This is a genomic window from Streptomyces sp. NPDC096012 (assembly GCF_040426375.1).
GTDB lineage: Bacteria > Actinomycetota > Actinomycetes > Streptomycetales > Streptomycetaceae > Streptomyces.
Genome location: NZ_JBEOTD010000007.1, coordinates 206,470 through 233,435 on the forward strand (window position 1 = coordinate 206,470; position 26,966 = coordinate 233,435).

Annotated in this window: 25 protein-coding genes; 9 read left to right on the forward strand and 16 right to left on the reverse strand. The window is 73.0% G+C overall.

The window, feature by feature from the left end; genetic code table 11:
* Nucleotides 1–80 precede the first annotated feature (80 nt).
* Genes ABVB68_RS10625 through afsQ1 form a run of 3 tightly spaced genes read right to left on the reverse strand, consistent with a single transcriptional unit; the run spans nucleotide 81 to nucleotide 2,943 of the window.
* On the reverse strand, nucleotides 81–680 hold the full coding sequence (locus ABVB68_RS10625) for a hypothetical protein (RefSeq protein WP_353600654.1): 600 nt from the start codon (nucleotides 678–680) through the stop codon (nucleotides 81–83).
* A complete protein-coding gene (locus ABVB68_RS10630) occupies nucleotides 677–2,269 on the reverse strand; it encodes an ATP-binding protein (protein ID WP_353600655.1) in 1,593 nt (530 codons plus the stop codon). Before ABVB68_RS10630 ends, ABVB68_RS10625 begins: the two co-directional genes overlap by 4 nt.
* A complete protein-coding gene (gene afsQ1 / locus ABVB68_RS10635) occupies nucleotides 2,266–2,943 on the reverse strand; it encodes a two-component system response regulator AfsQ1 (RefSeq protein ID WP_353600656.1) in 678 nt (225 codons plus the stop codon). The genes ABVB68_RS10630 and afsQ1 overlap by 4 nt, the downstream gene beginning before the upstream one ends.
* Nucleotides 2,944–3,184: 241 nt before the next feature.
* Here afsQ1 and ABVB68_RS10640 point away from each other — a divergent pair, with 241 nt between their 5' ends.
* A complete protein-coding gene (locus tag ABVB68_RS10640; RefSeq protein WP_353600657.1) occupies nucleotides 3,185–3,922 on the forward strand; it encodes a SigE family RNA polymerase sigma factor in 738 nt (245 codons plus the stop codon).
* A gap of 242 nt (nucleotides 3,923–4,164) precedes the next feature.
* Here the strand turns inward: ABVB68_RS10640 and ABVB68_RS10645 are convergent, their stop codons facing one another.
* Nucleotides 4,165–4,800 (reverse strand): uridine kinase family protein, encoded by a 636-nt coding sequence (locus ABVB68_RS10645; protein ID WP_353600658.1) that lies wholly within the window; start codon nucleotides 4,798–4,800, stop codon nucleotides 4,165–4,167.
* A 127-nt stretch (nucleotides 4,801–4,927) separates the two neighbouring features.
* On the opposite strand from ABVB68_RS10645, the gene ABVB68_RS10650 reads away from it, so the two are divergent.
* On the forward strand, nucleotides 4,928–5,329 hold the full coding sequence (locus tag ABVB68_RS10650) for a hypothetical protein (protein WP_353600659.1): 402 nt from the start codon (nucleotides 4,928–4,930) through the stop codon (nucleotides 5,327–5,329).
* 225 nt (nucleotides 5,330–5,554) lie between these two features.
* Here the strand turns inward: ABVB68_RS10650 and ABVB68_RS10655 are convergent, their stop codons facing one another.
* Genes ABVB68_RS10655 through deoC form a run of 3 tightly spaced genes read right to left on the reverse strand, consistent with a single transcriptional unit; the run spans nucleotide 5,555 to nucleotide 8,863 of the window.
* Entirely contained in the window at nucleotides 5,555–6,439 is an 885-nt protein-coding gene (locus tag ABVB68_RS10655) for an aldehyde dehydrogenase family protein (RefSeq protein ID WP_353600660.1), read from the reverse strand.
* Nucleotides 6,432–7,868, reverse strand: coding sequence for an aldehyde dehydrogenase family protein (locus ABVB68_RS10660; protein WP_353600661.1), 1,437 nt, complete (start codon nucleotides 7,866–7,868; stop codon nucleotides 6,432–6,434). Before ABVB68_RS10660 ends, ABVB68_RS10655 begins: the two co-directional genes overlap by 8 nt.
* Before the next feature lie 5 nt (nucleotides 7,869–7,873).
* Nucleotides 7,874–8,863: a deoxyribose-phosphate aldolase gene (deoC, locus tag ABVB68_RS10665; protein ID WP_353600662.1), complete on the reverse strand. Its 990-nt coding sequence runs from the start codon at nucleotides 8,861–8,863 to the stop codon at nucleotides 7,874–7,876.
* 158 nt (nucleotides 8,864–9,021) lie between these two features.
* Between deoC and ABVB68_RS10670 the strand changes: the two genes are divergently transcribed.
* Nucleotides 9,022–9,723 carry a PH domain-containing protein gene (locus tag ABVB68_RS10670; RefSeq protein WP_353600663.1) on the forward strand — a complete coding sequence of 234 codons (702 nt, stop codon included), beginning with the start codon at nucleotides 9,022–9,024 and terminating at the stop codon, nucleotides 9,721–9,723.
* A gap of 470 nt (nucleotides 9,724–10,193) precedes the next feature.
* Here ABVB68_RS10670 and ABVB68_RS10675 read toward each other — a convergent pair whose 3' ends face one another.
* From ABVB68_RS10675 to ABVB68_RS10685, 3 genes are all read right to left on the reverse strand, one after another.
* Nucleotides 10,194–11,840 carry a phospho-sugar mutase gene (locus ABVB68_RS10675; RefSeq protein ID WP_353600664.1) on the reverse strand — a complete coding sequence of 549 codons (1,647 nt, stop codon included), beginning with the start codon at nucleotides 11,838–11,840 and terminating at the stop codon, nucleotides 10,194–10,196.
* A 532-nt stretch (nucleotides 11,841–12,372) separates the two neighbouring features.
* A complete protein-coding gene (locus ABVB68_RS10680) occupies nucleotides 12,373–13,209 on the reverse strand; it encodes a purine-nucleoside phosphorylase (protein ID WP_353600665.1) in 837 nt (278 codons plus the stop codon).
* A gap of 349 nt (nucleotides 13,210–13,558) precedes the next feature.
* A complete protein-coding gene (locus tag ABVB68_RS10685) occupies nucleotides 13,559–13,996 on the reverse strand; it encodes a gamma-glutamylcyclotransferase family protein (RefSeq protein WP_353600666.1) in 438 nt (145 codons plus the stop codon).
* A 96-nt stretch (nucleotides 13,997–14,092) separates the two neighbouring features.
* Here ABVB68_RS10685 and ABVB68_RS10690 point away from each other — a divergent pair, with 96 nt between their 5' ends.
* Together ABVB68_RS10690 and ABVB68_RS10695 are read left to right on the forward strand one after the other, a co-directional pair.
* Entirely contained in the window at nucleotides 14,093–15,541 is a 1,449-nt protein-coding gene (locus ABVB68_RS10690; RefSeq protein WP_353600667.1) for an NAD(P)H-quinone dehydrogenase, read from the forward strand.
* A 164-nt stretch (nucleotides 15,542–15,705) separates the two neighbouring features.
* Nucleotides 15,706–16,653 carry a DeoR/GlpR family DNA-binding transcription regulator gene (locus ABVB68_RS10695; protein ID WP_353600668.1) on the forward strand — a complete coding sequence of 316 codons (948 nt, stop codon included), beginning with the start codon at nucleotides 15,706–15,708 and terminating at the stop codon, nucleotides 16,651–16,653.
* A 306-nt stretch (nucleotides 16,654–16,959) separates the two neighbouring features.
* Here ABVB68_RS10695 and ABVB68_RS10700 read toward each other — a convergent pair whose 3' ends face one another.
* Nucleotides 16,960–18,735, reverse strand: a complete 1,776-nt coding sequence (locus ABVB68_RS10700; protein ID WP_353600669.1) for an acetyl/propionyl/methylcrotonyl-CoA carboxylase subunit alpha — start codon at nucleotides 18,733–18,735, stop codon at nucleotides 16,960–16,962.
* A 367-nt stretch (nucleotides 18,736–19,102) separates the two neighbouring features.
* Here ABVB68_RS10700 and ABVB68_RS10705 point away from each other — a divergent pair, with 367 nt between their 5' ends.
* Nucleotides 19,103–19,672, forward strand: a complete 570-nt coding sequence (locus ABVB68_RS10705) for a hypothetical protein (RefSeq protein WP_503006064.1) — start codon at nucleotides 19,103–19,105, stop codon at nucleotides 19,670–19,672.
* On the opposite strand, the gene ABVB68_RS10710 is transcribed toward ABVB68_RS10705, so the two are convergent.
* The 4 genes from ABVB68_RS10710 to ABVB68_RS10725 form a co-directional block, all read right to left on the reverse strand.
* Nucleotides 19,644–20,261 carry a Maf family protein gene (locus ABVB68_RS10710; RefSeq protein ID WP_353600671.1) on the reverse strand — a complete coding sequence of 206 codons (618 nt, stop codon included), beginning with the start codon at nucleotides 20,259–20,261 and terminating at the stop codon, nucleotides 19,644–19,646. The two genes, ABVB68_RS10705 and ABVB68_RS10710, sit on opposite strands and share 29 nt — an antisense overlap.
* A 32-nt stretch (nucleotides 20,262–20,293) precedes the next feature.
* Complete coding sequence (gene mmpB, locus ABVB68_RS10715; protein WP_353600672.1) at nucleotides 20,294–20,422, reverse strand: morphogenic membrane protein MmpB; 129 nt, start codon at nucleotides 20,420–20,422, stop codon at nucleotides 20,294–20,296.
* A gap of 111 nt (nucleotides 20,423–20,533) precedes the next feature.
* Entirely contained in the window at nucleotides 20,534–20,743 is a 210-nt protein-coding gene (locus ABVB68_RS10720; RefSeq protein ID WP_353600673.1) for an acyl-CoA carboxylase epsilon subunit, read from the reverse strand.
* Between the two features lie 29 nt (nucleotides 20,744–20,772).
* Nucleotides 20,773–22,395 (reverse strand): acyl-CoA carboxylase subunit beta, encoded by a 1,623-nt coding sequence (locus ABVB68_RS10725; RefSeq protein ID WP_353600674.1) that lies wholly within the window; start codon nucleotides 22,393–22,395, stop codon nucleotides 20,773–20,775.
* 110 nt (nucleotides 22,396–22,505) lie between these two features.
* Here ABVB68_RS10725 and ABVB68_RS10730 point away from each other — a divergent pair, with 110 nt between their 5' ends.
* Nucleotides 22,506–23,372 carry a biotin--[acetyl-CoA-carboxylase] ligase gene (locus ABVB68_RS10730; RefSeq protein ID WP_353600675.1) on the forward strand — a complete coding sequence of 289 codons (867 nt, stop codon included), beginning with the start codon at nucleotides 22,506–22,508 and terminating at the stop codon, nucleotides 23,370–23,372.
* A 489-nt stretch (nucleotides 23,373–23,861) separates the two neighbouring features.
* Nucleotides 23,862–25,007 carry an adenylate/guanylate cyclase domain-containing protein gene (locus tag ABVB68_RS10735; protein WP_353600676.1) on the forward strand — a complete coding sequence of 382 codons (1,146 nt, stop codon included), beginning with the start codon at nucleotides 23,862–23,864 and terminating at the stop codon, nucleotides 25,005–25,007.
* A gap of 32 nt (nucleotides 25,008–25,039) precedes the next feature.
* Here ABVB68_RS10735 and ABVB68_RS10740 read toward each other — a convergent pair whose 3' ends face one another.
* On the reverse strand, nucleotides 25,040–25,693 hold the full coding sequence (locus ABVB68_RS10740; protein WP_353600677.1) for a hypothetical protein: 654 nt from the start codon (nucleotides 25,691–25,693) through the stop codon (nucleotides 25,040–25,042).
* 189 nt (nucleotides 25,694–25,882) lie between these two features.
* Between ABVB68_RS10740 and ABVB68_RS10745 the strand changes: the two genes are divergently transcribed.
* Nucleotides 25,883–26,677: an enoyl-CoA hydratase/isomerase family protein gene (locus tag ABVB68_RS10745; protein ID WP_353600678.1), complete on the forward strand. Its 795-nt coding sequence runs from the start codon at nucleotides 25,883–25,885 to the stop codon at nucleotides 26,675–26,677.
* Nucleotides 26,678–26,966 lie beyond the last annotated feature (289 nt).

Sequence of the window (26,966 nt, forward strand, 5' to 3'; positions counted from 1 at the left end):
GGACGCCGCTACGGAGATGCCCGTCGCGGCCACGGAGACCGCCTGGCCGTCCGCGACGTGTGCGGCCGCGGCGACGCCCGTCAGCCCGTGACGTCGCCGGACGGTGGGCGGGTGCGGCCGGGGCGGCTGCGGACGTCGTCGGTGCACTCGTAGCGGCGCGGCGGCTCCGTGCCGGGACCGGCCAGGATGACCGAGCCGTCGCCCTCGGCTGCGGCGGAGTCGGACAGGGTGCAGACGAGCTGGGCGAGAGCGTACGACGTGAGGCGGCTCGGTACGGTGCTCAGCCGCAGGGTGTCCTCGGGGTCCTTCGGACCTGGCCCGGACACGCTCAGACCGCCCGGCACGTACGTCGTGTAACCGGCCGCCTTCTCCGCGGCCGACGGCGACGCGGCGAGCTGGTCCAGCAGCCCCTGCGCCACGATCACCCGGCGCGCGGCGTCCGGGGTGCCGACCGGGACCCGCACGGTCCGGTCGACGGTCACCAGGGAGGCCCCGCACAGCAGGAAGACCTGCACGGGAACACCGCGCCCGGACTGCGTGGCCGCGTCGGGCGCGGCCAGCGAGCACGCCGCCCGGGAGGGCGCCGCCCCGAAGTCGGTCGGCACCTCCGTGGCCCGGATGCCGCAGCCGGCGAGCAGCGCGCCCAGAAGGGGCAGCGCCAGCAGGCGTCGTACGGTCATGACCCCTCCTTCCCCGAACCGCCGCTCCGGCCGGCCCTGTCGTCCTGCTCGGCGCCGTCGGCCTCCTCGGTCAGCCGCGAGGCGTCCCGGGGCAGTCGCAGCGTGAACACCGCGCCGCCCTCGGGGGAGTTGGCGGCGGTGATCTCGCCGCCGTGGATGTGGGCGTTCTCCAGGGCGATGGACAGCCCGAGACCGCTGCCCTCGGAACGCGGCCGGGAGGCGCTCGCCTTGTAGAAGCGGTCGAAGACGTGCGGCAGGACGTCCTCGGGAATGCCCGGACCGTGGTCGCGGACCTCGATCACCATCTCGTCGTCCGCCTGCCGTACGGACACCCGCACCGGCGAACCGCCGTGCTTGAGCGCGTTGCCGATCAGGTTCGCGAGGATGACGTCCAGGCGGCGCGGGTCCAGCTGGGCGTGGATGCCGCGCTCGGCGTCCAGCTCGACCGCGTCCAGCCAGGCCCGGGCGTCGATGCAGGCCGTGATCTGGTCGGCGACGTCGACGTCGTCCAGCACCAGCCGGGCGGTGCCCGCGTCGAAGCGGGTGACCTCCATCAGGTTCTCGACCAGGTTGTTCAGCCGCCGGGTCTCGCTGACGACGAGGCGTACGGCGGGCTCGACCATGGGATCGATGCCGCCGGCCTCCGACTCCAGCTCCTCCTCCAGCACCTCCGTCACGGCGGTGATGGCGGTCAGCGGCGTGCGCAGTTCGTGGGACATGTCGGCCACGAACCGGCGCGAGGCGTTGTCCCGGGCCGCCATCTCCGCGACCCGCTCCTCCAGCGCCTCGGCCGCGAGGTTGAACGTCCGTGACAGATCGGCGAGTTCGTCCGTGCCGGAGACCCTGAGCCGGGTGTCCAGTCTGCCCTCGCCGAGCCGCCGGGCGGCCACCCCGAGCCGGTGCACCGGCTTCAGTACGGTCGTGGCGGCGGCCTGCGCGAGCAGCGCGGCGCCGATCAGCGCGAGTCCGGTGGCGATGCCCAGCGACCAGGCCAGCGAGTTGAGATCCTTGGCCTCCGGTTCCAGGGACTTCGCCATGTAGCCGGTCGGACCGCCGCCGATCACCCGCGTGCCGGCCACCAGGTACGGCGTACCGCCCTCCGTGACCCGCTGCCAGTACAGGTGGTACGACCCCTTGCCGGAGCCGGTCGCCTTCTGCCGCTTGTTCACGGCCGCGCGCAGCGACGCGGGCACGTCCTCCAGCGAGAAGCCGTTGATGCCGCCCGAGTTGCCGTACACCGTCCTGCCGTCCCTGCCCCGCCCCACCAGCAGCACGCTGAAGTGCTGGCTGTCGGCGGCCATCTGGCCCGCCACGCGCTGCAGGGCGTCCTGTGTGGGGTGCTCCGGCAGCGCCCCGGCCCGGTTCTGCATCTCCTGCCGGAAGTCGCGCAGCACCGCGTCCTGGGCACGGGTGAGCACCGCCTCCCGGTTCAGCCAGTAGGCGATGCCCGACGCCGACACCGCGGCGGTGAGCGCGACCAGACCGAAGACCACGACCAGCCGCAGCCTGAGGCTGGTGAACCGCAGCCGCGACAGACTGCCCCTGCGCCCCGCGGTCCAGCCGCGAAGCCCCCCTTGCGTGTCGGTCACTGAGGCGAGTCCAGGCGGTAGCCGACACCACGGACGGTACGGATCAGGGTCGGGGAGGACGGCACGTCCTCCACCTTGGCGCGCAGCCGCTGCACGCACGCGTCCACCAGCCGCGAGTCGCCCAGGTAGTCGTGCTCCCACACCAGCCGCAGCAACTGCTGCCGGGACAGCGCCTGGCCGGGCCGCCGGCTCAGCTCCAGCAGCAGCCTCAGCTCGGTCGGGGTCAGCTGCAGATCGGCGCCGTTCTTCGTCACGGTCATCGCCGACCGGTCGATGACGAGGCTGCCGAACGTCGCCGAGTCGCTGGACTCACGCTCCCCGCGGCGCAGCACGGCGCGGATCCGGGCGTCCAGCACCCGTCCCTGCACCGGCTTGACCACATAGTCGTCGGCGCCGGACTCGAGTCCGACCACCACGTCGATGTCGTCGTTGCGCGCGGTCAGCAGGATGATCGGCAGCTGGTCGGTGCGCCGGATGCGCCGGCACACCTCGAAGCCGTCGATGCCGGGCAGCATCACGTCCAGCACGATCAGGTCCGGCCGCTGCTCGCGCAACAGCTTCAGACCGTCCTCGCCGCTGGCAGCGGTGGCCACCCGGTGTCCCTGGCGCGTCAGTGAGAGCTCCAGGGCCGTGCGGATGGCGTCGTCGTCCTCGATCAGCAACAGGGAAGGCACGGGGCTCATTCTGGCCCATGGAGGGGGTGGCGGACGACCTGTGGGACCGATCCCCGCGCACGGCCACCACGTGTGTGCCCTGTGTGACGGGGGTGTGGCGGGTCCCTGTGACAGGTCTGTGACAGTCGACGGACACGGCCATGAAGTGGCCCCGGCAGTCTTCTGGTCACGGGCACGGCGACGAGCCGGAACGGCCCGGAGCCAGACCGAATCACCGGAAGTCCACGACGGGGAGCGCGAGATGAACACGCTGCACAGCATCAGCACCAGCGCAGTTGTCACGCGTCTGCACGACGTGCACCGGGGTTCCGAGAAGTCCGGTGCCGTGAGCCCGCGGGGGTGCGCTCGCGGCACCGGGCGTCAGCACACCGCCTACATGACGGTGGTGGACGCCCGCACGGAGCAGGAGCACGGGGGATCCGCGTACGGGGAGGACCCGGGGGAGCGTCGTTCGCTGTCGGAGGCGGAGTTCACCGCCTACGTCCAGGAGCGCCGCGCCTCCCTGTACGCCACCGCCTACCACCTGACCGGTGACCGCTTCGAGGCCGAGGACCTGCTGCAGAGCGCGCTGTTCTCGACGTACCGGGCCTGGGACCGGATCAGCGACAAGGCGGCCGTCGGCGGCTACCTCCGGCGCACGATGACCAACCTGCACATCAGCGCCTGGCGGCGCCGCAAGCTCAACGAGTACCCGACCGAGGAACTGCCGGAGACGCCGGGCGAGACGGACGCGATGCGCGGCACCGAGCTGCGCGCGGTGCTGTGGCAGGCGCTGTCCCGGTTGCCCGAACCGCAGCGCACCATGCTGGTCCTGCGCTACTACGAGGGCCGCACGGACCCGGAGATCGCCGAGATCCTCGGCATCAGTGTCGGCACGGTGAAGTCCAGCATCTGGCGGTCGCTCCGCCGGCTGCGCGAGGACGAGGTCCTCAGCTTCGGCCGTGACGAGGAGAGCGCCTTCGGCGAACTGGTCGCCTGAAGGCAGGAGTCACCGGGGGGTGACTCCGGGGGGACGGGGAGACGGGGGACCACTGGGGGGTGGGATCCCACGGGGGAGCACGGGGGAGCACGGGGGAGCACAGAGGAACGGGACTGGTGGGCCGGGGGGTCCGACCAGTCCCGTTTCGCGTGCGGCCGCTCTCGCGGGCGGGGGGCCACGCCGGTCGGGCCGCCGTCTGCCCGTGCGTGCGGCCGCTTTCGCGGGCGGGCCGCGGTGACGGGTCAGGCCACCGTCTGCCGGGGCGTGCTGCGGCCGGCCGCGGCCGCCGCCAGCCGGCCCAGCGCCTCGTCACGGTCGCACGGGTAGGCGCCCAGCGTCGTCTGGCGGGCCACGATCGACCGTTCCGAGCGCATCAGCCGCCAGCCGCGGCGCAGCAGGAACGGCACCGACTTGCGGCCCTCCTTCAGATCACGCAGGAAGCGCCGCCGGAAGGTGGTGACCGGACCGCGCGTCAGGCACAGCGCGTCCGCGAGCAGGCCCCGCTCCCGGCAGCGCCCGACGATCTCCGCGGCGAAGATGCCCTCGGCGATGAACAGCGGGGTACGGCCGATGTGCAGCGTCTCCTCGCCGGTACGGGCGCTCAGCGAGATGTCGTACACCGGCACCGGTGTGCACCCCGAGGCGCACAACCGGGCGATGGCCTCGACGGCGGCGTCCGCGTCCCAGGACCGGGGGTGGTCCCAGTCGATGTCCGAACTCCCCTCCACCACGGGCAGGGTCGGGTCGTCGGCCTCTTTGTAGAAGTCGTCCAGGCGCAGGACGGGGAGCCCGGAGCGGGCCGCGACGAGGGACTTGCCCGAGCCCGAGGGGCCGCACAGCAGCACGACGCGGGCGGGGGGCGGGGGATGAATGCTCACGGAACACCAGTTTGACGTATGGGGGGCCGTCTGCCGACCCCGCGGGTCGGCTTTTGAGCGTGAGACAGGCCTCAACTACCCTTCGTGTCGAACTCATCACCCTGCGCACCAGAAGGTGGCACCAGCGATGGCCCGACACACCTCTTCCCAGCACCCCACGGCACGGCGCGTACTGATCGCCCTGGCGACCGCCGGAGCAGCCCTCGGTGCGGGGGCGGCGACGGCGTCCGCCGAATCGATCCCCGCCCTGGGCCTTTCCTACCGGCCCCTGAACTTCGGCCACGTGGACCCGCAGGCGGGCGCCGGCGCCGTGACCGGCATGGTGGGCTACGTGACCGGCCCGGTCGCCGGGCTCAAGCCCAACCCGCTGGCCGGCACGGGAGTCGACCCGCTCGACAACGGGGTGGCCACCCAGCTGGGCGACTTCAAGCCGCTGTCCTCCCAGATGCTGACGCGCCCGCTGGCGCAGGCGCCCTCGGTGGGGAGTGTGCCGGTCCTGGGCCAGGCGCTGGGAGCGCCGGGCCGCTGAACGCGCCCCGAAGGGGCGCGGGGAACTGCGCTGCCGGCCACGAACGAGCCGCGGCCGGCAGCCCGACGCAGTTCCCCGCCGCTGCCCGGCGAGCCGCCAGGACGCCACCCGGTCCGACGCGACCCGGTCCGACGTCACCTGATCCGACGTCACCCGGGCAGGACGTTCACCCGGGTAGGACGACGGGATCCGGTACGGCGACCCGGCCCACCGCGCCGAGGTGCTTCAGTACGACGAACCGGACGCGCCCAGCGACCCCGTCGGGTGCCAGACCGTCTTGGTCTCCAGGAACGCCGTCATCCGGCCGGTCCCCGGCGCCTCGAAGTGATCCACAGCCTGTGGACGCAGCACGCGCTTCAGGTTGTCCGCAGCCGCGATCTCCAGCTCCTTCGCCAGCGCCTCGTCGGCGCCCGCGAGGTCGATCGCGTTGACGTCCTGGTGCGCGGCCAGCGGCGCGGCGATCTCCGCCGTACGGCCGGTCAGGATGTTGACCACACCGCCCGGCACGTCCGAGGTGGCCAGCACCTCGCCCAGCGAGAGAGCGGGCAGCGGGGCCTTCTCGGAGGCGATGACGACCGCGGTGTTGCCGGTGGCGATCACCGGGGCCAGCACCGAGACCAGGCCCAGGAAGGACGACTCCTGTGGGGCCACGACGGCGACCACGCCGGTCGGCTCCGGGGAGGAGAGGTTGAAGTACGGTCCCGCGACCGGGTTGGCGCCGCCGACCACCTGGGTGATCTTGTCGGTCCAGCCCGCGTACCAGACCCAGCGGTCGATCGTGGCGTCCACGACCGCCGCCGCCTTCGACTTGGACAGCCCCTCGGCCGCGGCCACCTCGCGCACGAACTGCTCGCGGCGGCCCTCCAGCATCTCCGCGACGCGGTAGAGGACCTGGCCGCGGTTGTAGGCCGTCGCGCCGGACCAGCCGCCGAACGCCTTGCGCGCGGCCACGACCGCGTCACGGGCGTCCTTGCGGGAGGACAGGGGCGCGTTGGCCAGCCAGTTCCCCTTCGAGTCGGTCACCTCGTACACCCGGCCGCTCTCCGAACGCGGGAACTTCCCGCCGACGTACAGCTTGTAGGTCTTGAAGACGCTCAGACGGTCAGACATCGAGGTAAGCCTCCAGGCCGTGGCGGCCGCCCTCGCGGCCGAAGCCCGACTCCTTGTAGCCGCCGAACGGCGAGGTCGGATCGAACTTGTTGAAGGTGTTGGACCAGACGACACCGGCCCGGAGCCTGTTCGCGACGGCCAGGATCCGCGAGCCCTTCTCGGTCCAGATGCCGGCCGACAGGCCGTACTGGGTGTTGTTCGCCTTCGCGACCGCCTCGTCCGGCGTGCGGAAGGTGAGGACCGAGAGCACCGGGCCGAAGATCTCGTCGCGGGCGATGGTGTGCGCCTGCGTGACGTTCGTGAACAGCGTCGGCGCGAACCAGTAACCGGCGGAGGGCAGTTCGCAGGCCGGGGACCAGCGCTCGGCGCCCTCCGCCTCGCCCTGCTCGGTGAGCGCGGTGATCCGGGCCAGCTGCTCGGCGGAGTTGATCGCGCCGATGTCGGTGTTCTTGTCCAACGGGTCGCCCAGGCGGAGCATGGACAGCCGGCGCTTGAGGGAGTCCAGCAGCTCGTCCTGGATCGACTCCTGGACGAGGAGGCGGGAGCCCGCGCAGCAGACCTGGCCCTGGTTGAAGAAGATGCCGGTGACGATGCCCTCGACGGCCTGGTCGATCGGGGCGTCGTCGAAGACGATGTTGGCGCCCTTGCCGCCCAGTTCCAGGGTGAGCTTCTTGCGCGTGCCGGCGACGGTACGGGCGATCTCCTTGCCCACCGCCGTGGAGCCGGTGAAGGCCACCTTGTTCACGTCCGGGTGCCCGACGAGCGCGGCGCCCGCGTCGCCGTAGCCCGGGAGGATGTTGACGACACCCTTGGGCAGGCCCGCCTGGCGGCAGATGTCCGCGAAGAAGAGCGCGGAGAGCGGGGTCGTCTCGGCGGGCTTCAGCACGACCGTGTTGCCGGTCGCCAGCGCCGGGGCGATCTTCCACGCCAGCATCAGCAGCGGGAAGTTCCACGGGATGACCTGGCCGGCCACGCCCAGCGGACGCGGGTTCGCGCCGAAGCCGGCGTGGTCGAGCTTGTCCGCCCAGCCCGCGTAGTAGAAGAAGTGCGCCGCGACCAGCGGGAGGTCCGCGTCGCGGGTCTCCTTGATCGGCTTGCCGTTGTCCAGCGTCTCCAGGACGGCCAGCTCACGGCTGCGCTCCTGGATGATCCGGGCGATGCGGAACAGGTACTTGGCGCGCTCGGAGCCGGGCAGGGCCGACCACTTCTCGAACGCCTTGCGGGCGGCCCTGACGGCCCGGTCCACGTCCTCGGCGCCGGCCCGCGCGACCTCGGAGAGAACCTCCTCGGTGGACGGGCTGACCGTCTTGAAGACCTTGCCGTCGGCCGCCTCGACGAACTCGCCGTCGACGAACAGGCCGTAGGAAGGGGCGATGTCGACGACCGAGCGGGACTCGGGCGCCGGTGCGTACTCGAACACGGAAGCCATGGTGATCAGTCCACCGTCACGTAGTCGGGGCCGGAGTAGCGGCCGGTGGCCAGCTTCTGGCGCTGCATCAGCAGGTCGTTCAGCAGCGAGGAGGCGCCGAAGCGGAACCAGTGGTTGTCCAGCCAGTCCGCGCCGGCGGTCTCGTTGACCAGGACGAGGAACTTGACGGCGTCCTTGGTGGTGCGGATGCCGCCGGCGGGCTTCACGCCGACCTGGACGCCGGTCTGGGCGCGGAAGTCGCGCACCGCCTCCAGCATCAGCAGGGTGTTGGCGGGGGTCGCGTTGACGGCGACCTTGCCGGTGGAGGTCTTGATGAAGTCGGCGCCGGCCAGCATGCCGAGCCAGGAGGCGCGGCGGATGTTGTCGTACGTCGACAGCTCGCCGGTCTCGAAGATGACCTTCAGCCGGGCGCTGTCCCCGCACGCCTCCTTCACGGCGACGATCTCCTCGTACACCTTCAGGTACTTGCCGGCGAGGAACGCGCCCCGGTCGATGACCATGTCGATCTCGTCGGCGCCGGCGGCGACGGCCTCCCGCACGTCGGCCAGCTTCACCTCGAGGGCGGCGCGGCCGGCCGGGAAGGCGGTGGCGACCGAGGCGACCTTGACGCCGGAGCCGGCGACGGCCTCCTTGGCGACTGCCACCATGTCCGGGTAGACGCAGACGGCCGCCGTGGTCGGGGTCGTCCGGTCCGTCGGGTCGGGGTGGGTCGCCTTGGCGCCGAGCGCCCGGACCTTGCCCGGGGTGTCCGCGCCCTCCAGCGTCGTCAGGTCGACCATCGAGATGGCGAGGTCGATGGCGTACGCCTTCGCGGTGGTCTTGATGGAACGGGTGCCGAGAGACGCGGCGCGCGCCTCCAGGCCGACCGCGTCGACGCCGGGCAGCCCGTGCAGAAAGCGGCGCAGGGTGCTGTCGGACGCGGTGACATCTGCGAGGGGGGCCCCGCCCACGTGCTGAGCCGTGGGAGAGTGCGCTGTGGGTGCAGTGGTGGGCATGGTCACCAGACGAGCATATCTACGCGCGTAGCGAATGTATACCCCGGGGACGGGGTCGGGTGGAGCGCGGGAACCGGGACCGGGGCCGGGCCGGGTGGCGGCTCGCGGTGCCCGGGCGGCTCGGCCGGGTGCCGGGGGCGTAGGGCAGAATCGGGGCCATGACGACCCCCGACCACCAGTCATCCGCGTCCCGGCCTCCGGTGCCCGGCGCCAAGGACCGGATCTACCGCTCGCCCATGGCCCTGGCGGGTGGTGTGCTGCTGCTCGTGGTCGTCTGCTGGCTCGGCATCGACGCGCTGGTCAAGGGCCACGACCGCGCCCCCTGGCTGGCGCTCGCCGGCATGATCCTGGCCATTCCGCTGGTGGTCGCCTTCACGCTGCGGCCCGCGGTCTTCGCGAACGAGGACCGGCTGCGCATCCGCAACCCCTTCCGGATGATCACCCTGCCCTGGGGCGCGGTCTCCGGCCTGCGCTCGGGCTTCTCCAACGAGGTCGTGGCCGAGTCCGGCGCCAAGTACCAGCTGTGGGCCGTACCGGTCTCGCTGCGGGCCCGCAAGAAGGCGGCACGCCGGCAGCAGCGGGCGGCGGCGGACGCGGCGCGGGGTACGACGCCGGGCGGACGGCTCGGCGGACTCGAGCCGAGCGGCCTCGGCCTCGGCGGCTTCGGCCTGCGCGGCCCGGAGACGGGGCCGGCCCGGGCGGACACCGACCGGGTCATGGACGACCTGCGCGAGCTGCTGGAGCGGCGCGGGCAGGCGGAGACCGCCCAGGGCGAGCCGACCGTCCGCTGGACGTACGAGGTCATCGCCCCGGCGGTGGCCGGCGCGATCCTGCTGGCGGTCCTGCTGGCGGTGGGCTGAGCCGCAGGGAGGACTCGCCGCGGCCCCGGTCCGAGGGGGCGGTGCGACGGGGCACGACCCCGGGCGCGCCACGTCCGGCACCGGGCGGGCGTCTCACCCGCTGAAGGCACTGGGGCGGACGGCTTCACTCGCGTCGGTATCGGGTGGGCGTCTCGCCCGCTGAAGGCGCTGGGTGGACGGCTTCATTCACGTCGGTATCGGGTGGGCGCGTCACCGGGCGAAGGTACCGGGCGGAGGGCTTTACTCGCGTCGGCATCGGGCGGGCGCCTCACCCGCCGAAGGGACCGGGCGGACTGCCTCACCCGCGTCGGCATCGGGCGGGCGTCTCACCGCCGAAACCACTGGGTCAACGATCTACCCGCCGGCATCAGGCAGGCGTCTCACCCGCCGGCACCGGGCGGACGGCCTCACCCGCCGAAGGCACCGGGCGGTCGCGGGAGCCGCGGTCGCCCGGTGCCCGGACGTGGGACTCAGATGCCGGCGGCCGCCGACAGGTCCCGCTTGACGGACGCCAGCAGCTCGGTCGCGCGGGCGCGGGCGGCCGGCAGGCCGGCGGGGGACGCGACCGGTACGACCACCTCCAGGTAGCACTTGAGCTTGGGCTCGGTGCCGCTCGGGCGGACGATGACCCGGGCGCCGTCGAGGGTGTAGCGCAGGCCGTCGGTGGGCGGCAGTCTGTCCGTGCCCCGGGACAGGTCCTCGGCCCGGGTGACGGCGAGACCGGCCAGCTCGGTCGGCGGCTGTTCGCGCAGGCGGCGCATCGCGTCGGCGATCAGCGAGAGGTCCTCGACCCGGACCGACAACTGGTCGGTGGCGTGCAGGCCGTGCTCCACGGCGAGGTCGTCGAGGAGGTCGGGCAGCGTGCGGCCCTCCTCCTTGAGCACGGAGGCCAGCTCGGTGATCAGCAGCGCGGCCGTGATGCCGTCCTTGTCGCGCACGCCCTCCGGGTCCACGCAGTAGCCGAGGGCCTCCTCGTAGCCGTAGCGCAGGCCCTCCACCCGGGCGATCCACTTGAAGCCGGTCAGGGTCTCCTCGTACGGCAGGCCCGCCTTCTCGGCGATCCGGCCGAGCAGCGAGGACGAGACGATCGACTCGGCGAACGTGCCCCTCGCCCCGCGCCGCACGAGGTGGGCGGCGAGCAGGGCGCCGACCTCGTCGCCGCGCAGCATGCGCCAGTCGCCGCCGTCGCGCACCGCGACCGCGCAGCGGTCGGCGTCCGGGTCGTTGGCGATGACCAGGTCCGGGTCGGTGGCGCGGGCCCGCGCGAACGCCAGGTCCATCGCGCCCGGCTCCTCCGGGTTGGGGAAGGCGACGGTCGGGAAGTCCGGGTCGGGGTCGGCCTGTTCGGCGACCAGCTCCGGCTCGGGGAAACCGGCCCGGGCGAAGGCGGCGAGCAGCACGTCCCGGCCGACGCCGTGCATCGCCGTGTAGACCGTGCGGGCGGTGCGCGGGGAGCCGGCGTCCAGGACGGCGTCCGTACGCGCCAGATAGGCGTCCAGGACCGCGTCGTCCAGGGTCTGCCAGCCGGCGTCCGGGCGGGGTACGTCGTGCAGGGAGGCGATCGCGTCGATCTCGGCGGCGATCTCCGCGTCGGCGGGCGGCACGATCTGGGAACCGTCGCCGAGGTACACCTTGTAGCCGTTGTCCCGCGGCGGGTTGTGGCTGGCGGTGACCTCCACACCGGCGACCGCGCCCAGGTGCCTGATGGCGAAGGCGAGGACGGGGGTGGGCAGGGGGCGCGGGAGTACGGCCGCGCGCAGGCCCGCGCCGGTCATCACGGCGGCGGTGTCCCGCGCGAAGTCGGCGGACTTGTGGCGGGCGTCGTAGCCGATGACGACGAGGCCGGCGTCGTCGTCCCCGTGGGGGGTCCCGTTCTTCTTCAGGTACGCGGCGAGGCCGGCGGCGGCGCGGATGACGACGCTGCGGTTCATGCGCATGGGGCCGGCGCCGAGCTCGCCCCGCAGACCGGCGGTGCCGAACTGGAGCGTGCCGGAGAAGCGGGCCGACAGTTCCTTCGTGTCGCCGGCGTCGATCAGCTCGGCGAGTTCGTCACGGGTCTCCGTGTCGGGGTCCTCGGCGAGCCATGTCTTGGCCCGGGCGATGAGATCGTCGTGCACCTTGGGATCAACCTCTCCTGTGTCTGCCTGCTCCGGCCGGGGGCTCCGCCCCGGTCACCGGTTCTTCTGCCCGGCCGCCCGCCCGACCCGCTCGGCCGGGCCGCAAACGACCGGAGCCCCACCCCCGCCCGCACGGCCACCCACACCCATGGCGCCCCACCGGGCACCCACCGCGTGCGGCGCCCCACCGGGGCCTTCACCGCCTGCGGCACTTCACCGCCTGCGGCACCCCATCGCCTGCGGCACCCCACCGGGCACCCACCGCCTGCGCCGCCCCACCGGGCACCCATCGCCTGCGGCGCCCCACCGGGCACTCCACGAGTCCGGCCCGCCGTCCCGTGCCCGTGAAGCCGGGCCGCGATTCGTCCGGTGGTGTGCGGCCGGGCTCCGGGGGCGTACGGCTGGGCGTGCGTCCGGGACTTCCCGGGGCGTTCGGCTGGGCGTGCTTGCGGGGCTTTTGGGGCCGCTCGGGCCGCGGCGGACCCGTGGCCCGGTGGCGCGGCACGGCGCGTGTGCCGTGCGCGCGGTCGGATCAGATCTTGTCCAGCACCCGCGCCAGCAGCTGGCCCATGCGGGCCGCCGAGTCGCGGCCGGCCTGGAGGACCTCCTCGTGGTTGAGGGGTTCGCCGGTCATGCCCGCGGCCAGGTTGGTGACCAGGGAGATGCCCAGCACCTCGGCGCCGGCCTCGCGCGCGGCGATCGCCTCGAGGACCGTGGACATGCCGACCAGGTCCGCGCCGATGACCCGGGCCATGCGGATCTCGGCCGGAGTCTCGTAGTGCGGGCCGGGGAACTGCGCGTAGACGCCCTCTTCGAGGGTGGAGTCGATCTCCTTGCACAGGGCGCGCAGGCGCGGCGAGTACAGGTCCGTCAGGTCGACGAAGTTCGCGCCGACGATCGGGGAGGTCGCCGTCAGGTTGATGTGGTCGCTGATCAGCACCGGCTGGCCGGGACGCATGCCCTCACGCAGGCCGCCGCAGCCGTTGGTGAGGACCACGGTCTTGCAGCCGGCGGCGACGGCGGTGCGCACGCCGTGCGCGACGGCGGCGACGCCGCGGCCCTCGTAGTAGTGCGTGCGGCCCAGGAAGACGATGGCGCGCTTGCCGCCGAAGGAGTACGAGCGGACCTTGCCGCCGTGCCCCTCCACCGCCGGCGGCGGGAAGCCGGGCAGCTCGGTGACCGGGAACTCGGCCTCGGGTGTGCCCAGCGCGTCGACGGCCGGAGCCCAGCCGGAGCCCATCACGAGGGCGACGTCGTGGGTCTCGGCGCCGGTGAGTTCGCGCAGGCGCGCGGCGGCGGCGTCGGCGGCGGCCCTGGGGTCTGCGGGGGCGGCGCCCTGGATGTCGTCCGGAAGAAGAGATGCGTTCACGCCGACGAGGGTAGCCGGTCCGCGCCTACGCGCGTAGATGACAGAGCCCACGGGTTCGCAATCGTTGTCCTGTTGTTTCCCACAAAGGGTGGCCAAAGGTGCGGGAAGACCTGCGGGACACCGGCTTGGACGCCCTCCTCGGGCCGGCCCGGACGCCGCGCGGGCCGGGCGGATGCCGACTCGGTGCGGGTCGGACGCCGCTCGACAGGGCCGGATGCAGGCTCGGTCCGGCCCGGAGGTCGCTCGGTCCGGGTGGATGCCGGCTCGGTGCGGGTCGGACGCCGCTCGACAGGGCCGGATGCAGGCTCGGTGCGGCCCGGAGGTCGCTCGGTCCGGCTCGGGTGCCGGCTCAGCAGGGGCGCTTGCGAAGCTCCATCACGTAGTCGTGCGGTGCCCCCGCGGACTCGGCGGCGTCGGCGACCTCGCCCAGATACCGCGCCGAGGGCAGCCCGCCCTCGTACCCGTTCAGGACGTACACCCAGGCCGGCTCCTCGCCGTCCAGCGTGTGCACGCGCACCCGCATCCGCCGGTAGAGGCCGAGCCCCACGCCTTCCCACCGGTCCAGCGACTCCTCGTCGAGGGGCGCGAGGTCGTACAGGCCGACGAAGACCTGCGCCAGCGGGTCCTCCACGAGCGTCGCCAGCGCGCCGTCCCAGCCCAGCTGCTCCCCGCCGAAGGTCAGCCGCCAGCCGTTCAGCCAGCCGGTGGCGCGCAGCGGTGAGTGCGGTGCGCGGCGCGACATCAGCCGCGCGTCGAGGTTGCCGGCGTACGCGGCATAGAACGACATGGAGGCAGGGTACGGCAGGGGCAACGCGCGTCACTTCCGCCCCGGCCGCCCCTCGGGTGCGCCCCCGGGCAACAGCACCTTGAAGCGTGCGGGACAATGGAGTACGTGACTCGGATCGTGATCATCGGTGGCGGACCCGGCGGATACGAGGCGGCCCTGGTGGCCGCCCAGCTCGGCGCGGAGGTGACCGTCGTCGACTGCGACGGTCTGGGCGGGGCGTCGGTGCTGACCGACTGCGTGCCGTCGAAGACACTCATCGCCACGGCCGAGGTGATGACCACCTTCGACTCCTCCTACGAGGAGCTGGGAATCATCGTCGCCGACGACACCCCGCCCCTGGAGCAGGCGGCCCGGGTGGTCGGGGTGGACCTGGGCAAGGTCAACCGCCGGGTGAAGCGGCTCGCGCTCGCCCAGTCCCACGACATCACCGCGTCCGTGACGCGGGCCGGTGCCCGCGTCATGCGCGGCCGTGGCCGGCTGGACGGCATGCAGGGCCTGGACGGCTCCCGCAAGGTCGTCGTCACCGCCGCCGACGGCACCGAGGAGACCCTCGCCGCCGACGCCGTCCTCATCGCCACCGGCGGTCACCCGCGCGAGCTGCCCGACGCCCAGCCCGACGGCGAGCGCATCCTGAACTGGACCCAGGTCTACGACCTCACCGAGCTGCCGGAAGAGCTGATCGTGGTCGGCTCCGGCGTCACCGGTGCCGAGTTCGCCGGCGCCTACCAGGCCCTGGGCTCCAAGGTCACCCTGGTCTCGTCCCGGGACCGGGTGCTGCCCGGTGAGGACCCGGACGCGGCCGCCGTGCTGGAGGACGTCTTCCGGCGCCGCGGCATGAACGTCATGGCCCGCTCGCGCGCGCAGTCCGCCAAGCGCGTCGGCGACCGGGTCGAGGTGACGCTGGCCGACGGCCGGGTCATCACCGGTTCCCACTGCCTGATGGCCGTCGGCGCCATCCCGAACAGCGCCGGGCTCGGCCTGGAGGAGGCCGGCGTCAAGCTGCGCGAGTCGGGCCACATCTGGACCGACAAGGTCTCGCGGACGACCGCTCCCGGCGTCTACGCGGCCGGCGACGTGACCGGTGTCTTCGCCCTCGCGTCCGTCGCCGCGATGCAGGGCCGGATCGCCATGTACCACTTCCTCGGCGACGCGGTCGCCCCGCTGAACCTGAAGACGGTCTCCTCGAACGTCTTCACCGACCCCGAGATCGCCACCGTCGGCTACTCGCAGGCGGACGTGGACGCCGGCAAGATCGACGCGAGGGTCGTCAAGCTGCCCCTGCTGCGCAACCCGCGCGCCAAGATGCAGGGCATCCGGGACGGCTTCGTGAAGATCTTCTGCCGCCCGGGCACGGGCATCGTCGTCGGCGGTGTGGTCGTCGCGCCCCGCGCCTCGGAACTCATCCACCCGATCTCGATCGCCGTCGACAACAACCTCACGGTCGAACAGATCGCGAACGCGTTCACCGTCTACCCGTCCCTTTCGGGGTCGATCGCGGAGGTCGCCCGGCAGCTGCACACGCGCAAGGCGAGCGCCGAGGCCTGACGGTTTGCCAACTTCCCGCTGGTCACGGGGAGTTGCCGCGTGTGCGTACGGCATAGTCGGGGCGGGTAGGCCCTATATCACCTCCCGCCCCACCATGCGAACAACTTCTGTTATTCGGCGCAAACTGCTGAAAGCAGACGGTCGCTGGGGTTACTGTCAGTTTCGTGTTCGCTGCTGAACGTCGCCAATTGATCCTCGAAATGGTGCGAGCGAACGGTGCCGTGTCGCTCCGTGAACTCGCCCGCGTCGTCCAGACCTCCGAAGTGACCGTACGGCGGGACGTGCGCGCACTGGAGGCAGAAGGACTCCTCGACCGCCGGCACGGCGGTGCGGTACTGCCGGGCGGATTCACGCGGGAGTCCGGCTTTCCGCAGAAATCCCATCTCGCGACCGCGGAGAAGACGGCCATCGCCGACCTCGCCGCGGGCCTCGTCGAAGAGGGCGAGGCCATCGTGGTCGGTGCGGGTACCACCACGCAGGAGCTGGCCCGCCGGCTCGCCCGCGTGCCCGGACTGACCGTCGTCACCAACTCCCTGCTGGTGGCACAGGCGTTGGCCCATGCCAACCGGGTGGAGGTCGTGATGACCGGCGGCACCCTGCGCGGCTCCAACTACGCCCTCGTCGGTTCCGGCGCCGAGCAGTCCCTGCAGGGGCTGCGGGTGTCCCGGGCCTTCCTGTCCGGGAGCGGGCTCACCGCCGAGCGCGGGCTGTCCACCTCCAACATGCTCTCGGCGTCCGTCGACCGGGCGCTGGTGCAGGCCGCCGGGGAGGTCGTGGTCCTCGCCGATCACACCAAGCTCGGTACGGACACGATGTTCCAGACCGTGCCGACGGATCTGATCACCCGGCTGGTCACCGATGAGCCGCCCGCCCACGACGACCGGGCCGCGACCGAGCTGCAGGCCCTCGCCGATCAGGGGGTGCAGATCGCCGTGGCCGGGGCGAGCGGGAGCCTGGGGGGTGAGCAAGGGCCTGCGGCGCGTCAGCAGCGGGCCCTGCCCGGGCCCCGGCGGGGGCATGCGCCCGGGGCGTCCGCGTTGCGGTCGGCGGCGGGGCTGGGTGAGCCGACGGGCACGGAGCGGGGGCGCGTCGCCGACTTGCGGCGGCGCTAGCGGGTTGGCTTCGCCCTCGCCGTAGGTGCCGGGGCCGTCCTGTGGCTGCGGGTTCCTTGTGGTTGTTCGCGCAGTTCCCCGCGCCCCTGGGGTGGGTGGGGGTGGGGCCGTCCTGCGGCTGCGGGTTCGTGGTGGCCGGTTGCGCCGTTCCCCGCACCCCTTGGGTCGGCTGCTTCCCGCGCCCCTTGGGTCGGCTGCTTCCCGCGCCCCTTGGGTCGGCTGCCCTTTGCGGTGGGCGGGGGGGTGGGGGTCGGGCAGGCGGGTGCCCGGTGGGCCGAGGGACGGTCCACCGGGCGTTTCGCGTCGTCAGTCCTTGATCTCGCAGATCGCGGCGCCGGAGGTGATGGAGGCGCCGACGTCCGCGGTCAGGCCCTTGATCGTGCCGGCCTTGTGCGCGTTCAGCGGCTGTTCCATCTTCATGGCCTCCAGGACGACGATCAGGTCGCCCTCCTGGACCTCCTGGCCCTCCTCGACCGCGATCTTCACGATCGTGCCCTGCATCGGCGAGGCGAGGGTGTCACCGGAGGCGACGGGGCCGGACTTCTTGGCCGCGCGGCGCTTGGGCTTGGCGCCCGCCGCCAGGCCGGTGCGGGCCAGGGACATGCCCAGCGAGGCCGGGAGGGAGACCTCCAGACGCTTGCCGCCGACCTCGACGACGACGGTCTCGCGAACGCCGGCCTCCTCCTCCGCCTCGGCGTCGGCGGGAGCGGCGAACGGCTTGATCTCGTTGACGAACTCGGTCTCGATCCAGCGGGTGTGGACCGTGAACGGGTCGGCCGATCCGGTCAGCTCCGGCGCGAACGCCGGGTCCTTCACCACCGCACGGTGGAACGGGATCGCGGTGGCCATGCCCTCGACCTGGAACTCCTCCAGCGCCCGGGCGGCCCGCTCCAGGGCCTCCTTGCGGGTACGGCCCGTCACGATCAGCTTGGCCAGCAGCGAGTCCCAGGCCGGGCCGATGACCGAGCCGGCCTCCACGCCCGCGTCCAGCCGGACACCGGGACCGGACGGCGCGTCGAACCTCGTGACCGTGCCGGGGGCCGGGAGGAAGTTGCGGCCCGGGTCCTCGCCGTTGATGCGGAACTCGAACGAGTGTCCGCGCAGCACCGGGTCGCCGTAGCCCAGTTCCTCGCCGTCGGCGATGCGGAACATCTCGCGCACCAGGTCCACGCCGGCGACCTCCTCGGTCACCGGGTGCTCCACCTGCAGGCGCGTGTTGACCTCCAGGAAGGAGATCGTGCCGTCCTGGCCGACCAGGAACTCGCAGGTGCCGGCGCCCTCGTACGCGGCCTCCTTCAGGATCGCCTTGGAGGCGCGGTACAGCTCGGCGACCTGCTCCTCGGAGAGGAACGGCGCCGGGGCCTCCTCGACCAGCTTCTGGTGGCGGCGCTGCAGCGAGCAGTCACGGGTGGAGACGACGACCACGTTGCCGTGCTTGTCCGCCAGGCACTGGGTCTCCACGTGCCGCGGACGGTCCAGGTAGCGCTCCACGAAGCACTCACCGCGGCCGAAGGCGGCGACCGCCTCGCGCACCGCGGAGTCGTACAGCTCCGGGACCTCCTCCAGCGTCCGGGCGACCTTCAGGCCCCGGCCGCCGCCGCCGAAGGCGGCCTTGATGGCGATGGGCAGGCCGTTCTGCTTCGCGAAGGCCACGACCTCCTCCGCACCGCTCACCGGGTCCGGCGTACCGGCGACCAGGGGCGCGCCGGCGCGCTGGGCGATGTGCCGGGCGGCGACCTTGTCACCCAGGTCGCGGATGGCCTGCGGCGGCGGGCCGATCCAGATCAGGTCCGCGTCCAGGACCGCCTGCGCGAACTCGGCGTTCTCCGAGAGGAAGCCGTAGCCCGGATGGACGGCGTCGGCGCCGGACTCGCGGGCCGCGTTCAGCACCTTGTCGATGTCCAGGTAGCTGGTGGCCGGAGTGTCACCGCCCAGGGCGAACGCCTCATCCGCGGCGCGGACATGCAGAGCATCCCTGTCCGGGTCGGCGTATACGGCCACGCTCGCGATCCCGGCATCCCGACAGGCCCGGGCCACGCGGACAGCGATTTCGCCACGGTTGGCGATGAGCACCTTGCGCACGATTGAGGCTCCCTCCTTGAAACAAGCCGAGTTTAGGGACTGCCGACACGGCACTTCGACCCGTCCCCAATGGTGAGCTTGCCCACACGGAGCGTGATTCGAGGCTCGCTCGACCCGCGAAAGTCCAAGTCGTACCGCGCTACGCAGGGCTCCTCCGGGAAACCCTAGCCCTGTCATGTGGCCAAGGTCTCTGTGGCGGGGTGCTGCGGGCCACTCTGATTCTTTGTGGAGTCCCTACGAATGGCCCAATGATTCTTTGCTGCGGCCCGAACCCTTGTCCCGCGGTTTACCCGTTAGTAGCGTTCACGATGGCTCGAACGTACCTGGGGTAACAGATCGCTGGCTGGAGAGTGGGTGGGGACCGGTGGTGCGTAGACCGGTGGCGTGGGTAGTGGCGGTCGTCCTCCTCGCCGAGGCGTTCGGCATCGCGGCCGTGAACTGGTTCCTCGGCGTCGTCGTCGACCGGCAGCAGATGTCCCTGGCCGGCCTCGACCCCGATGTCATGTCGACGTCCTCGAAGATCGGCGGAGTCGTCTTCGGGCTCTACTTCGCCCTGTGCGCCCTGGTGGCCCTGCTGGTCGCCGTCCGGAACCGCGCCCCGGCCGGCTTCGGCCGCATCCTGCTGATCAGCGCGGCCGTGGTGCACGGCCTGCTGGGCGCGTTCGCCTGGGGCCTGATCGGCCCGAGCGCGTTCGTGTTCATGGTCGTGGTGCTCGCGCTGATCGTCCTGCTGCTGATGACGTACGACCGCGCCGGCGGCCCGCGACAGGAGGCCTCCGGCGACGCGGGCGGCGATCCGCAGGCGCGCGACGAGCCGGAGCAGGCCGCGGCGCCCCAGGGGATCCCGGGGCAGCGCGAGGCGCGGCGGGACGCCGAGGAGGGGCCGCAGGACCCGGCCCCCGCTCAGGTCACTCCGCCGTCGCCCACAGGTCGGTGATGCCCACACCCAGTTCCGCCAGGAGCCGGCGCACCAGGGGCAGGCTGATGCCGATCACGTTGCCGTGGTCGCCGTCGATGCCCTCGATGAACGGCGCCGAACGGCCGTCCAGGGTGAACGCCCCGGCGACGTGAAGGGGCTCGCCGGAGGCCACGTACGCGGCGATCTCCTCGTCGCTCGGCTCGCCGAACCGGACGACGGTGGAGGCGGTCGCCGAGACGTACCGCTTGGCCTCCGTGTCCCAGATGCAGTGCCCCGTCTGGAGGATTCCGGCCCGTCCGCGCATCGCCTTCCAGCGCGCGGTGGCCTCCTCGGTGTCCGCGGGCTTGCCGAGCGCCCGCCCGTCCAGCTCCAGCACCGAGTCGCAGCCGATCACCAGGGCGCCCTGCACCTCCGGCCGCGCCGCCACCACCGAGGCCTTCGCCTCGGCCAGCGCGAGCGCCAGCTCGGCCGGGGTGGGCGCGGTGACGGCGTCCTCGTCGACCCCGCTCACGATCACCTCGGGCGCGAGGCCGGCCTGCCTGAGCAGGCCGAGCCGGGCGGGGGACTGGGAGGCGAGCACGAGTCGCCTGTGGCGCGTTGCGGTCATGCGATCAGGTTAGTCACCCGGGCCTGCCGCTCTCACCTCAAGCCGATCACGATCATCGCCACGACCATGGCCAGCGCCATCACGAGACCGAGCCGCCGCAGCATCTCCTGCACCTCGCGGAGTTCCTCCGGCGGCTCGTCCTCGGGGTCCGACCACAGCATCCCCCCAGCGTGAGGCCCCGGCCGGGTGCGGCGCCTGAGTACTCCTACTCAGGTCGGGAGCGGTAGCGGCGCAGCGGGGCGCGGTCGCCCGCGCCCCGCGTGGGAGGTCCCTCAGCTCGGCCAGTAGGTCCGGGTCCAGGTCGCCGCGCCCGGCTGCGGCAGGCGCCGGGACGCGATGCGCGACGGGTCGGACCACGCGTCCCTCGGGCCTGGCGCGCCGGACGGCCCGACCGCGGCCGCCGCGGCGCGGACGCGGACCACCGCCAGTGCGGCGGCCAGCTCCTCCGGGGTCGGATTGCCTCGTACGACCTTGATCGTCATGGCGGCTTCCTCTCGGTCGGTCGGCCGGGCTAGAGGGGGATGTTGCCGTGCTTCTTCGGAGGGAGGGATTCCCTCTTCGTGCGCAGCTGACGCAGACCGCGGACGATGTGGGCGCGGGTGTCGGACGGCATGATCACCGCGTCGATGTAACCGCGCTCGGCCGCGACGTAGGGGTTGAGGAGGGCGTCCTCGTACTCCCGGATGAGCCGGGCGCGCACCGCCTCCGCGTTCTCGGGGCCTTCCCCGCCCGCCTCCGCCTCCGCGATGGTGCGGCGGTGCAGGATGTTGACCGCGCCCTGGGCGCCCATGACGGCGATCTGGGCGGTCGGCCAGGCGAGGTTGAGGTCGGCGCCCAGGTGCTTGGAGCCCATCACGTCGTAGGCGCCGCCGAAGGCCTTGCGCGTGATGACGGTGATCAGCGGGACGGTGGCCTCGGCGTAGGCGAAGATCAGCTTGGCGCCGCGCCGGATGATGCCCTCGTGCTCCTGGCCGACGCCGGGCAGGAAGCCGGGCACGTCCACGAAGGTCAGCACCGGGACGTTGAAGGCGTCGCAGGTCCGCACGAAGCGGGCCGCCTTCTCCGAGGCGTCGATGTCGAGGCAGCCGGCGAACTGCATCGGCTGGTTGGCGACCACCCCGACCGGGTGGCCCTCGACCCGGCCGAAGCCGGTGACGATGTTCGGCGCGAACAGGGCCTGCGTCTCGAAGAACTCGGCGTCGTCCAGCACGTGTTCGACCACCGTGCGAATGTCGTACGGCTGGTTGGCGCTGTCCGGGACGAGCGTGTCCAGCTCGCGGTCCTCGTCGGTGGTGGTGAGGTCCGCCTCCTCCGGGAAGACGGGCGCCTCGGAGAGGTTGTTGGACGGCAGGTACGACAGCAGCTGCTTGACGTACTCGATGGCGTCCTTCTCGTCGCCCGCCATGTGGTGCGCCACGCCCGAGGTGGAGTTGTGGGTGCGCGCGCCGCCCAGCTCCTCGAAGCCGACGTCCTCGCCGGTGACGGTCTTGATGACGTCCGGGCCGGTGATGAACATGTGCGAGGTCTGGTCGACCATGACCGTGAAGTCGGTGATGGCCGGCGAGTAGACCGCGCCGCCCGCGCAAGGACCCACGACCAGGCTGATCTGCGGGATCACGCCGGAGGCATGGGTGTTGCGGCGGAAGATCTCGCCGTAGGCGCCGAGGGAGGCGACCCCCTCCTGGATCCGCGCGCCACCGGAGTCGTTGATGCCGATCACCGGGCAGCCGGTCTTCAGCGCGAAGTCCATGACCTTGACGATCTTCTGGCCGTAGACCTCGCCGAGCGCACCGCCGAAGACGGTGAAGTCCTGCGAGAACACGGCGACGGGACGGCCGTCGACGGTGCCGTAGCCCGTGACGACGCCGTCGCCGTAGGGGCGGTTCCGCTCCAGCCCGAAGTTGGTGGAGCGGTGCCGGGCGAACTCGTCCAGCTCGACGAACGACTCTTCGTCGAGAAGCAGTTCGATCCGCTCACGGGCTGTCAGCTTGCCCTTCGCGTGCTGCTTCTCGACGGCACGTGCCGAGCCGGCGTGCGTCGCTTCATGAATGCGGCGCTGGAGATCCGCGAGCTTCCCCGCGGTCGTGTGGATGTCGATCCCTTGGATCTCTTGACGCTCTTCCGGCTCGGACATCGGGATGCGGCTCCCTGCCTGCTCAAAAGGGGGGACGGTTACTCATCCGTAGAGTAGTGGCGGGCCAGGAGATCAGCACTGCGTCCTTTGCCACACCTAGGGTGGCTTGCATGACGCCCCGAGATGCAGCAGACGACAACGGCAGCCGCTGGTCCGACCTCGACCGCCCGCCCCTGAACGCGGCCGCGCTGCGGCGGGGCCTGGTGCGTGAGGGCGGGCTCTACAGCGGCATCGAGGTGGTGCGCCGGACCGGGTCCACCAACTCCGACCTGGTCGCCCGGGCCGACGCCCGCGAAGCCGACGAGGGCGCCGTCCTCGTCGCCGAGGAGCAGTCGGCGGGCCGGGGGCGTCTGGACCGGCGGTGGACGGCACCGCCGCGCTCCGGCCTCTTCTTCTCGGTGCTGCTGAGGCCGGCCGAGGTGCCGGTCGCCCGCTGGGGGTGGCTGCCACTGCTCACCGGCGTCGCCGTGGCAACGGGGCTGTCCCGGGCGGCGGGCGTGGACACGGCGCTGAAGTGGCCGAACGACCTGCTGGTGACCGTGGACGGGGAGGAGCGCAAGGCGGGCGGCATCCTCGCCGAGCGGGCGGGCGAGGACGGCGTGGTCGTCGGCGTCGGCATCAACGTCTCGCTGCGCGCGGAGGAACTGCCGGTTCCGCAGGCGGGCTCGCTGGCGCTGGCCGGGGCGCGGACCACGGACCGGGACCCGCTGCTGCGGGCCGTGCTGCGGTCGCTGGAGGAGTGGTACGGGCGGTGGCGGGAGGCGGCGGGCGACCCGGGCGCCAGCGGCCTGCAGGACACGTACGCGGCGGGCTGCGCCACGCTCGGCCGCACCGTACGGGCCGAGCTGCCCGGTGACCGCTCCCTCGTGGGTGAGGCGGTGGCCCTCGACGGAGACGGCCGCCTCGTCATCGCCACCGAGGAGGGCGTCCAGCAGCCGGTAGGCGCAGGAGACATCGTCCACCTGCGCCCGGCCTAGAAAAGTCCCGGGCCCCCTGCGAACCCCGCAGCACCGCACCCCTGCCAACCCGCTGCGCCGCACCCCCTCAGGGGCGCGGGGAACTGCGCGAACGACCACGACGAGCCCGCGGCCGCACCGCATCGGTCGCGACCCCGGGGGCGGTGCGAACTGGCGGCGCCGCACCCCCTCAGGGGCGCGGGGAACTGCGCGAACGACCACGACGAGCCCGCGGCCGCACCGCATCGGTCGCGCCCCCGGTGGCGGTGCGAACCGGCGGCGCCGCACCCCTCCAGGGGCGCGGGGAACTGCGCGAACGACCACGACGAGCCCGCGGCCGCACCGCATCGGCCACCCCAGGACCGCGCGGACCGGCGGCCGAAACGCGCCGGCCGCCCCGGACACGGACCCCGCTCACCTGGCCCAACCCAACGGAGTGAGCTGGCGCACACCTGCCGTAGAGTTGAGCCCGGTCGATCCTGACCGCGGCAGATCGGAAGGGCAGCAGGCGTGACCGTCGACGACACGGGCTCCGGCGCGGACGCGGACGGCCGGGTGGAGCCTCCCCTGGAGCGGGGGGACGACCACGCCGCCGACTCCGGCGACGACCCGCTGGCCCTGCGTCTCGAGCAGCTCATCCTGGGTGCCGAGCGCCGCTACACCCCTTTTCAGGCGGCCCGCAGCGCCGGTGTCTCCATGGAACTGGCCTCGCGGTTCTGGCGGGCCATGGGGTTCGCCGACATAGGCCAGGCCAAGGCCCTCACCGAGGCCGACGTACTCGCCCTGCGCCGCCTCGCCGGCCTCGTGGAGGCGGGGCTGCTCAGCGAGGCCATGGCGGTGCAGGTGGCCCGGTCGACGGGGCAGACCACCGCCCGGTTGGCGGAGTGGCAGATGGATTCCTTCCTGGAGGGCCTGACCGAGCCGCCCGAGCCCGGCATGACCCGCACCGAGGTGACCTACCCGATCGTCGAACTGCTCCTGCCCGAACTGGAGGAGTTCCTGGTCTACGTCTGGCGGCGGCAGCTCGCCGCCTCGGCCGGCCGGGTCGTGCAGTCGGCGGACGACGAGGAGATGGTCGACCGGCGGCTCGCCGTCGGCTTCGCCGACCTCGTCGGGTTCACCCGGCTCACCCGCCGCATGGAGGAGGAGGAACTCGGCGAGCTGGTCGAGGCCTTCGAGACGACGGCCGCCGACCTGGTGGCCGCACGCGGCGGCCGGCTCATCAAGACCCTGGGCGACGAGGTGCTGTACGCGGCGGACGACGCCGGTGTCGCCGCGGACATCGCGCTGCGGCTCGTCGAGACGCTGGCGAACGACGAGACCATGCCCGAGCTGCGGGTCGGCATGGCCTTCGGCACGGTGACCACTCGTATGGGTGACGTGTTCGGTACGACGGTGAACCTGGCGTCCCGGCTGACCTCGATAGCGCCCCGTGACGCCGTGCTGGTCGACAGCGCCTTCGCGCAGGAGCTGATCCGTGCCGGCGAGGCGCCCGCCTCCGAGGCGGAGGCGGCCGAGGCCGCGGCGGCCGCCGAGAAGGAGGGCAAGGAGCCCCCGTCGTACCGCTTCGCGCTCCAGCCCATGTGGCAGCGCCCGGTGCGCGGCCTCGGCGTGGTCGAGCCCTGGCTGCTCGCGCGCAGGGACAGCCGGCCCTAGTCCTCCCGGCCCTGCACCTCGCCTCTTTGCCCCTACCGGTCGAGGACGTCGGACCCGTCGACGCACAGGCCGATCACCGGAAGGCACATCCCGCCGGGATCCGGGCTCGGCGTGCCGTGCGTGTGCGTAGGCGTCGGGCGCGGGGAGCGGGTCGGCGGAACCGGGCGCGGGGCGGTCGCCGTCGCCGAGGGCCGGGGCGTGGTGTCGCCGGGAGCGGACGGGACCCCGGCCGGGCCGGTGGCCGGGACAGCGGTGCCGTGGGGCGGCGCGGCGGCGGTCCCCGAGGGGGCCGGTGCGCCGCCGCCGGTGCCGGCACCCGTCGGCGCGGGATGCCTGCCGCCCATGGCGGAGGTCTCCGAGGGCGGCGCGGTGGGGACGGTGACGACGGTGGCGGAGGTGTGCGCCGAGCGGCCCGGGTCCGTGGCGCCGCCGCCCGGGGCCTGCCGGGACTCGGCCTGTGCCGTACCGGGGGCGCCGGCACCGGAATCCGGGGCGACCCGGACCAGGCTGAGGACCCCCGCGGCCAGGGCGATGCCGCCCGCGGCGAGCAGCGCCTTGCGGGGGCGCGGTTTGCGGTGCCGCCCGCGCCGTACGCCGGCCGCGTCGCCGCCGGCCGTGTCGCCGACGGCCGTGTCGGCCGACCCGCCCTCCCGCTCCGTACCGGACTGTGGACGTATCGGTGTCATGGATTCCCTCCCCGCCCCGCGCCCCCGGGCGCGTGGCGGAGCGCACGCTATGCGCTGCCGTGGGCGGTGTGCGGTGAGACGGTCGGGATGTCACTCGAACGGGCGTAGCCCCCTGGACTTCACGGGATCGGGTACGACTGCGATGATCAGGCCGACAGTGAGTTAACCCGCGTTAACCGGGAGGGTGTCATGAGCGAGGAGCGGTTCGGGGAGTTCGTGCTGGTGCGGCGGCACGGGCCGGTCGCGGAGCTGGTGCTGGACCGGCCCAAGGCCATGAACGCCGTCTCGACCGAGATGGCCCGTTCGCTCGCGGGCGCGTGTGCGGCGCTGGCCGCGGACCGGGACGCGCGCGTGGTCGTGCTGACCTCTTCGCACGAACGGGCGTTCTGTGTCGGGGCCGATCTGAAGGAGCGTAATTCCTTCAGCGACGCGGACCTCGTGCGGCAGCGGCCGGTCGCGCGCGGGGCGTACACCGGGGTGCTGGAGCTGCCGATGCCGACGATCGCGGCGGTGCACGGCTTCGCGCTGGGCGGCGGCTTCGAGCTGGCGCTGTCCTGCGACCTGATCGTGGCCGACCGCACGGCCGTGGTGGGGCTGCCGGAGGTGTCGGTGGGCGTGATTCCCGGCGGTGGCGGCACCCAGCTGCTGCCGCGGCGGGTCGGGGCGGCGCGGGCGGCCGAGCTGATCTTCTCCGCGCGGCGCGTGGAGGCGGCGGAGGCGGCCGGGCTGGGGCTCGTGGACCAGCTGGTGGAGGAGGGCCGCGATCGCGAGGAGGCGCTGGCCCTGGGCGCCCGGATCGCCGCGAACTCGCCGGTGGGCCTGCGGGCCGCCAAGCGGGCGCTGCGGCTGGGGCACGGGCTGGACCTGCGGGCCGGCCTCGAGGTGGAGGACGCGGCATGGCGCTCGGTGGCGTTCTCGGGGGACCGGGCGGAGGGCGTGGCGGCGTTCAACGAGAAGCGCCAGCCCCAGTGGCCGGGCGAGTAGCGCAACGGCGGATTCGGTACGCCCCGGCCACGGCAGGGCGGAGCGCGGCCCCCCCGTCGAGCCCGCTCACGGCGGAACCGGCCCGGCGGCCGATCCCGCCCGGCGGGCGAACCACTCCGGCAGGGCAGGCCGCTCCGGGCGAACCGCTCCGGCAGGGCGAACCGCCCCGGGCGGCCCGCCCCGGCCCGCCCCACCCCCGTTATCTTCTTCGTGGTCCTGCAAGAGGGCCGCTGGCCTCCGGGCCCGGCATGACTGTTGCCCCCTGTCGATGGGATGACCTGGGGGGTGG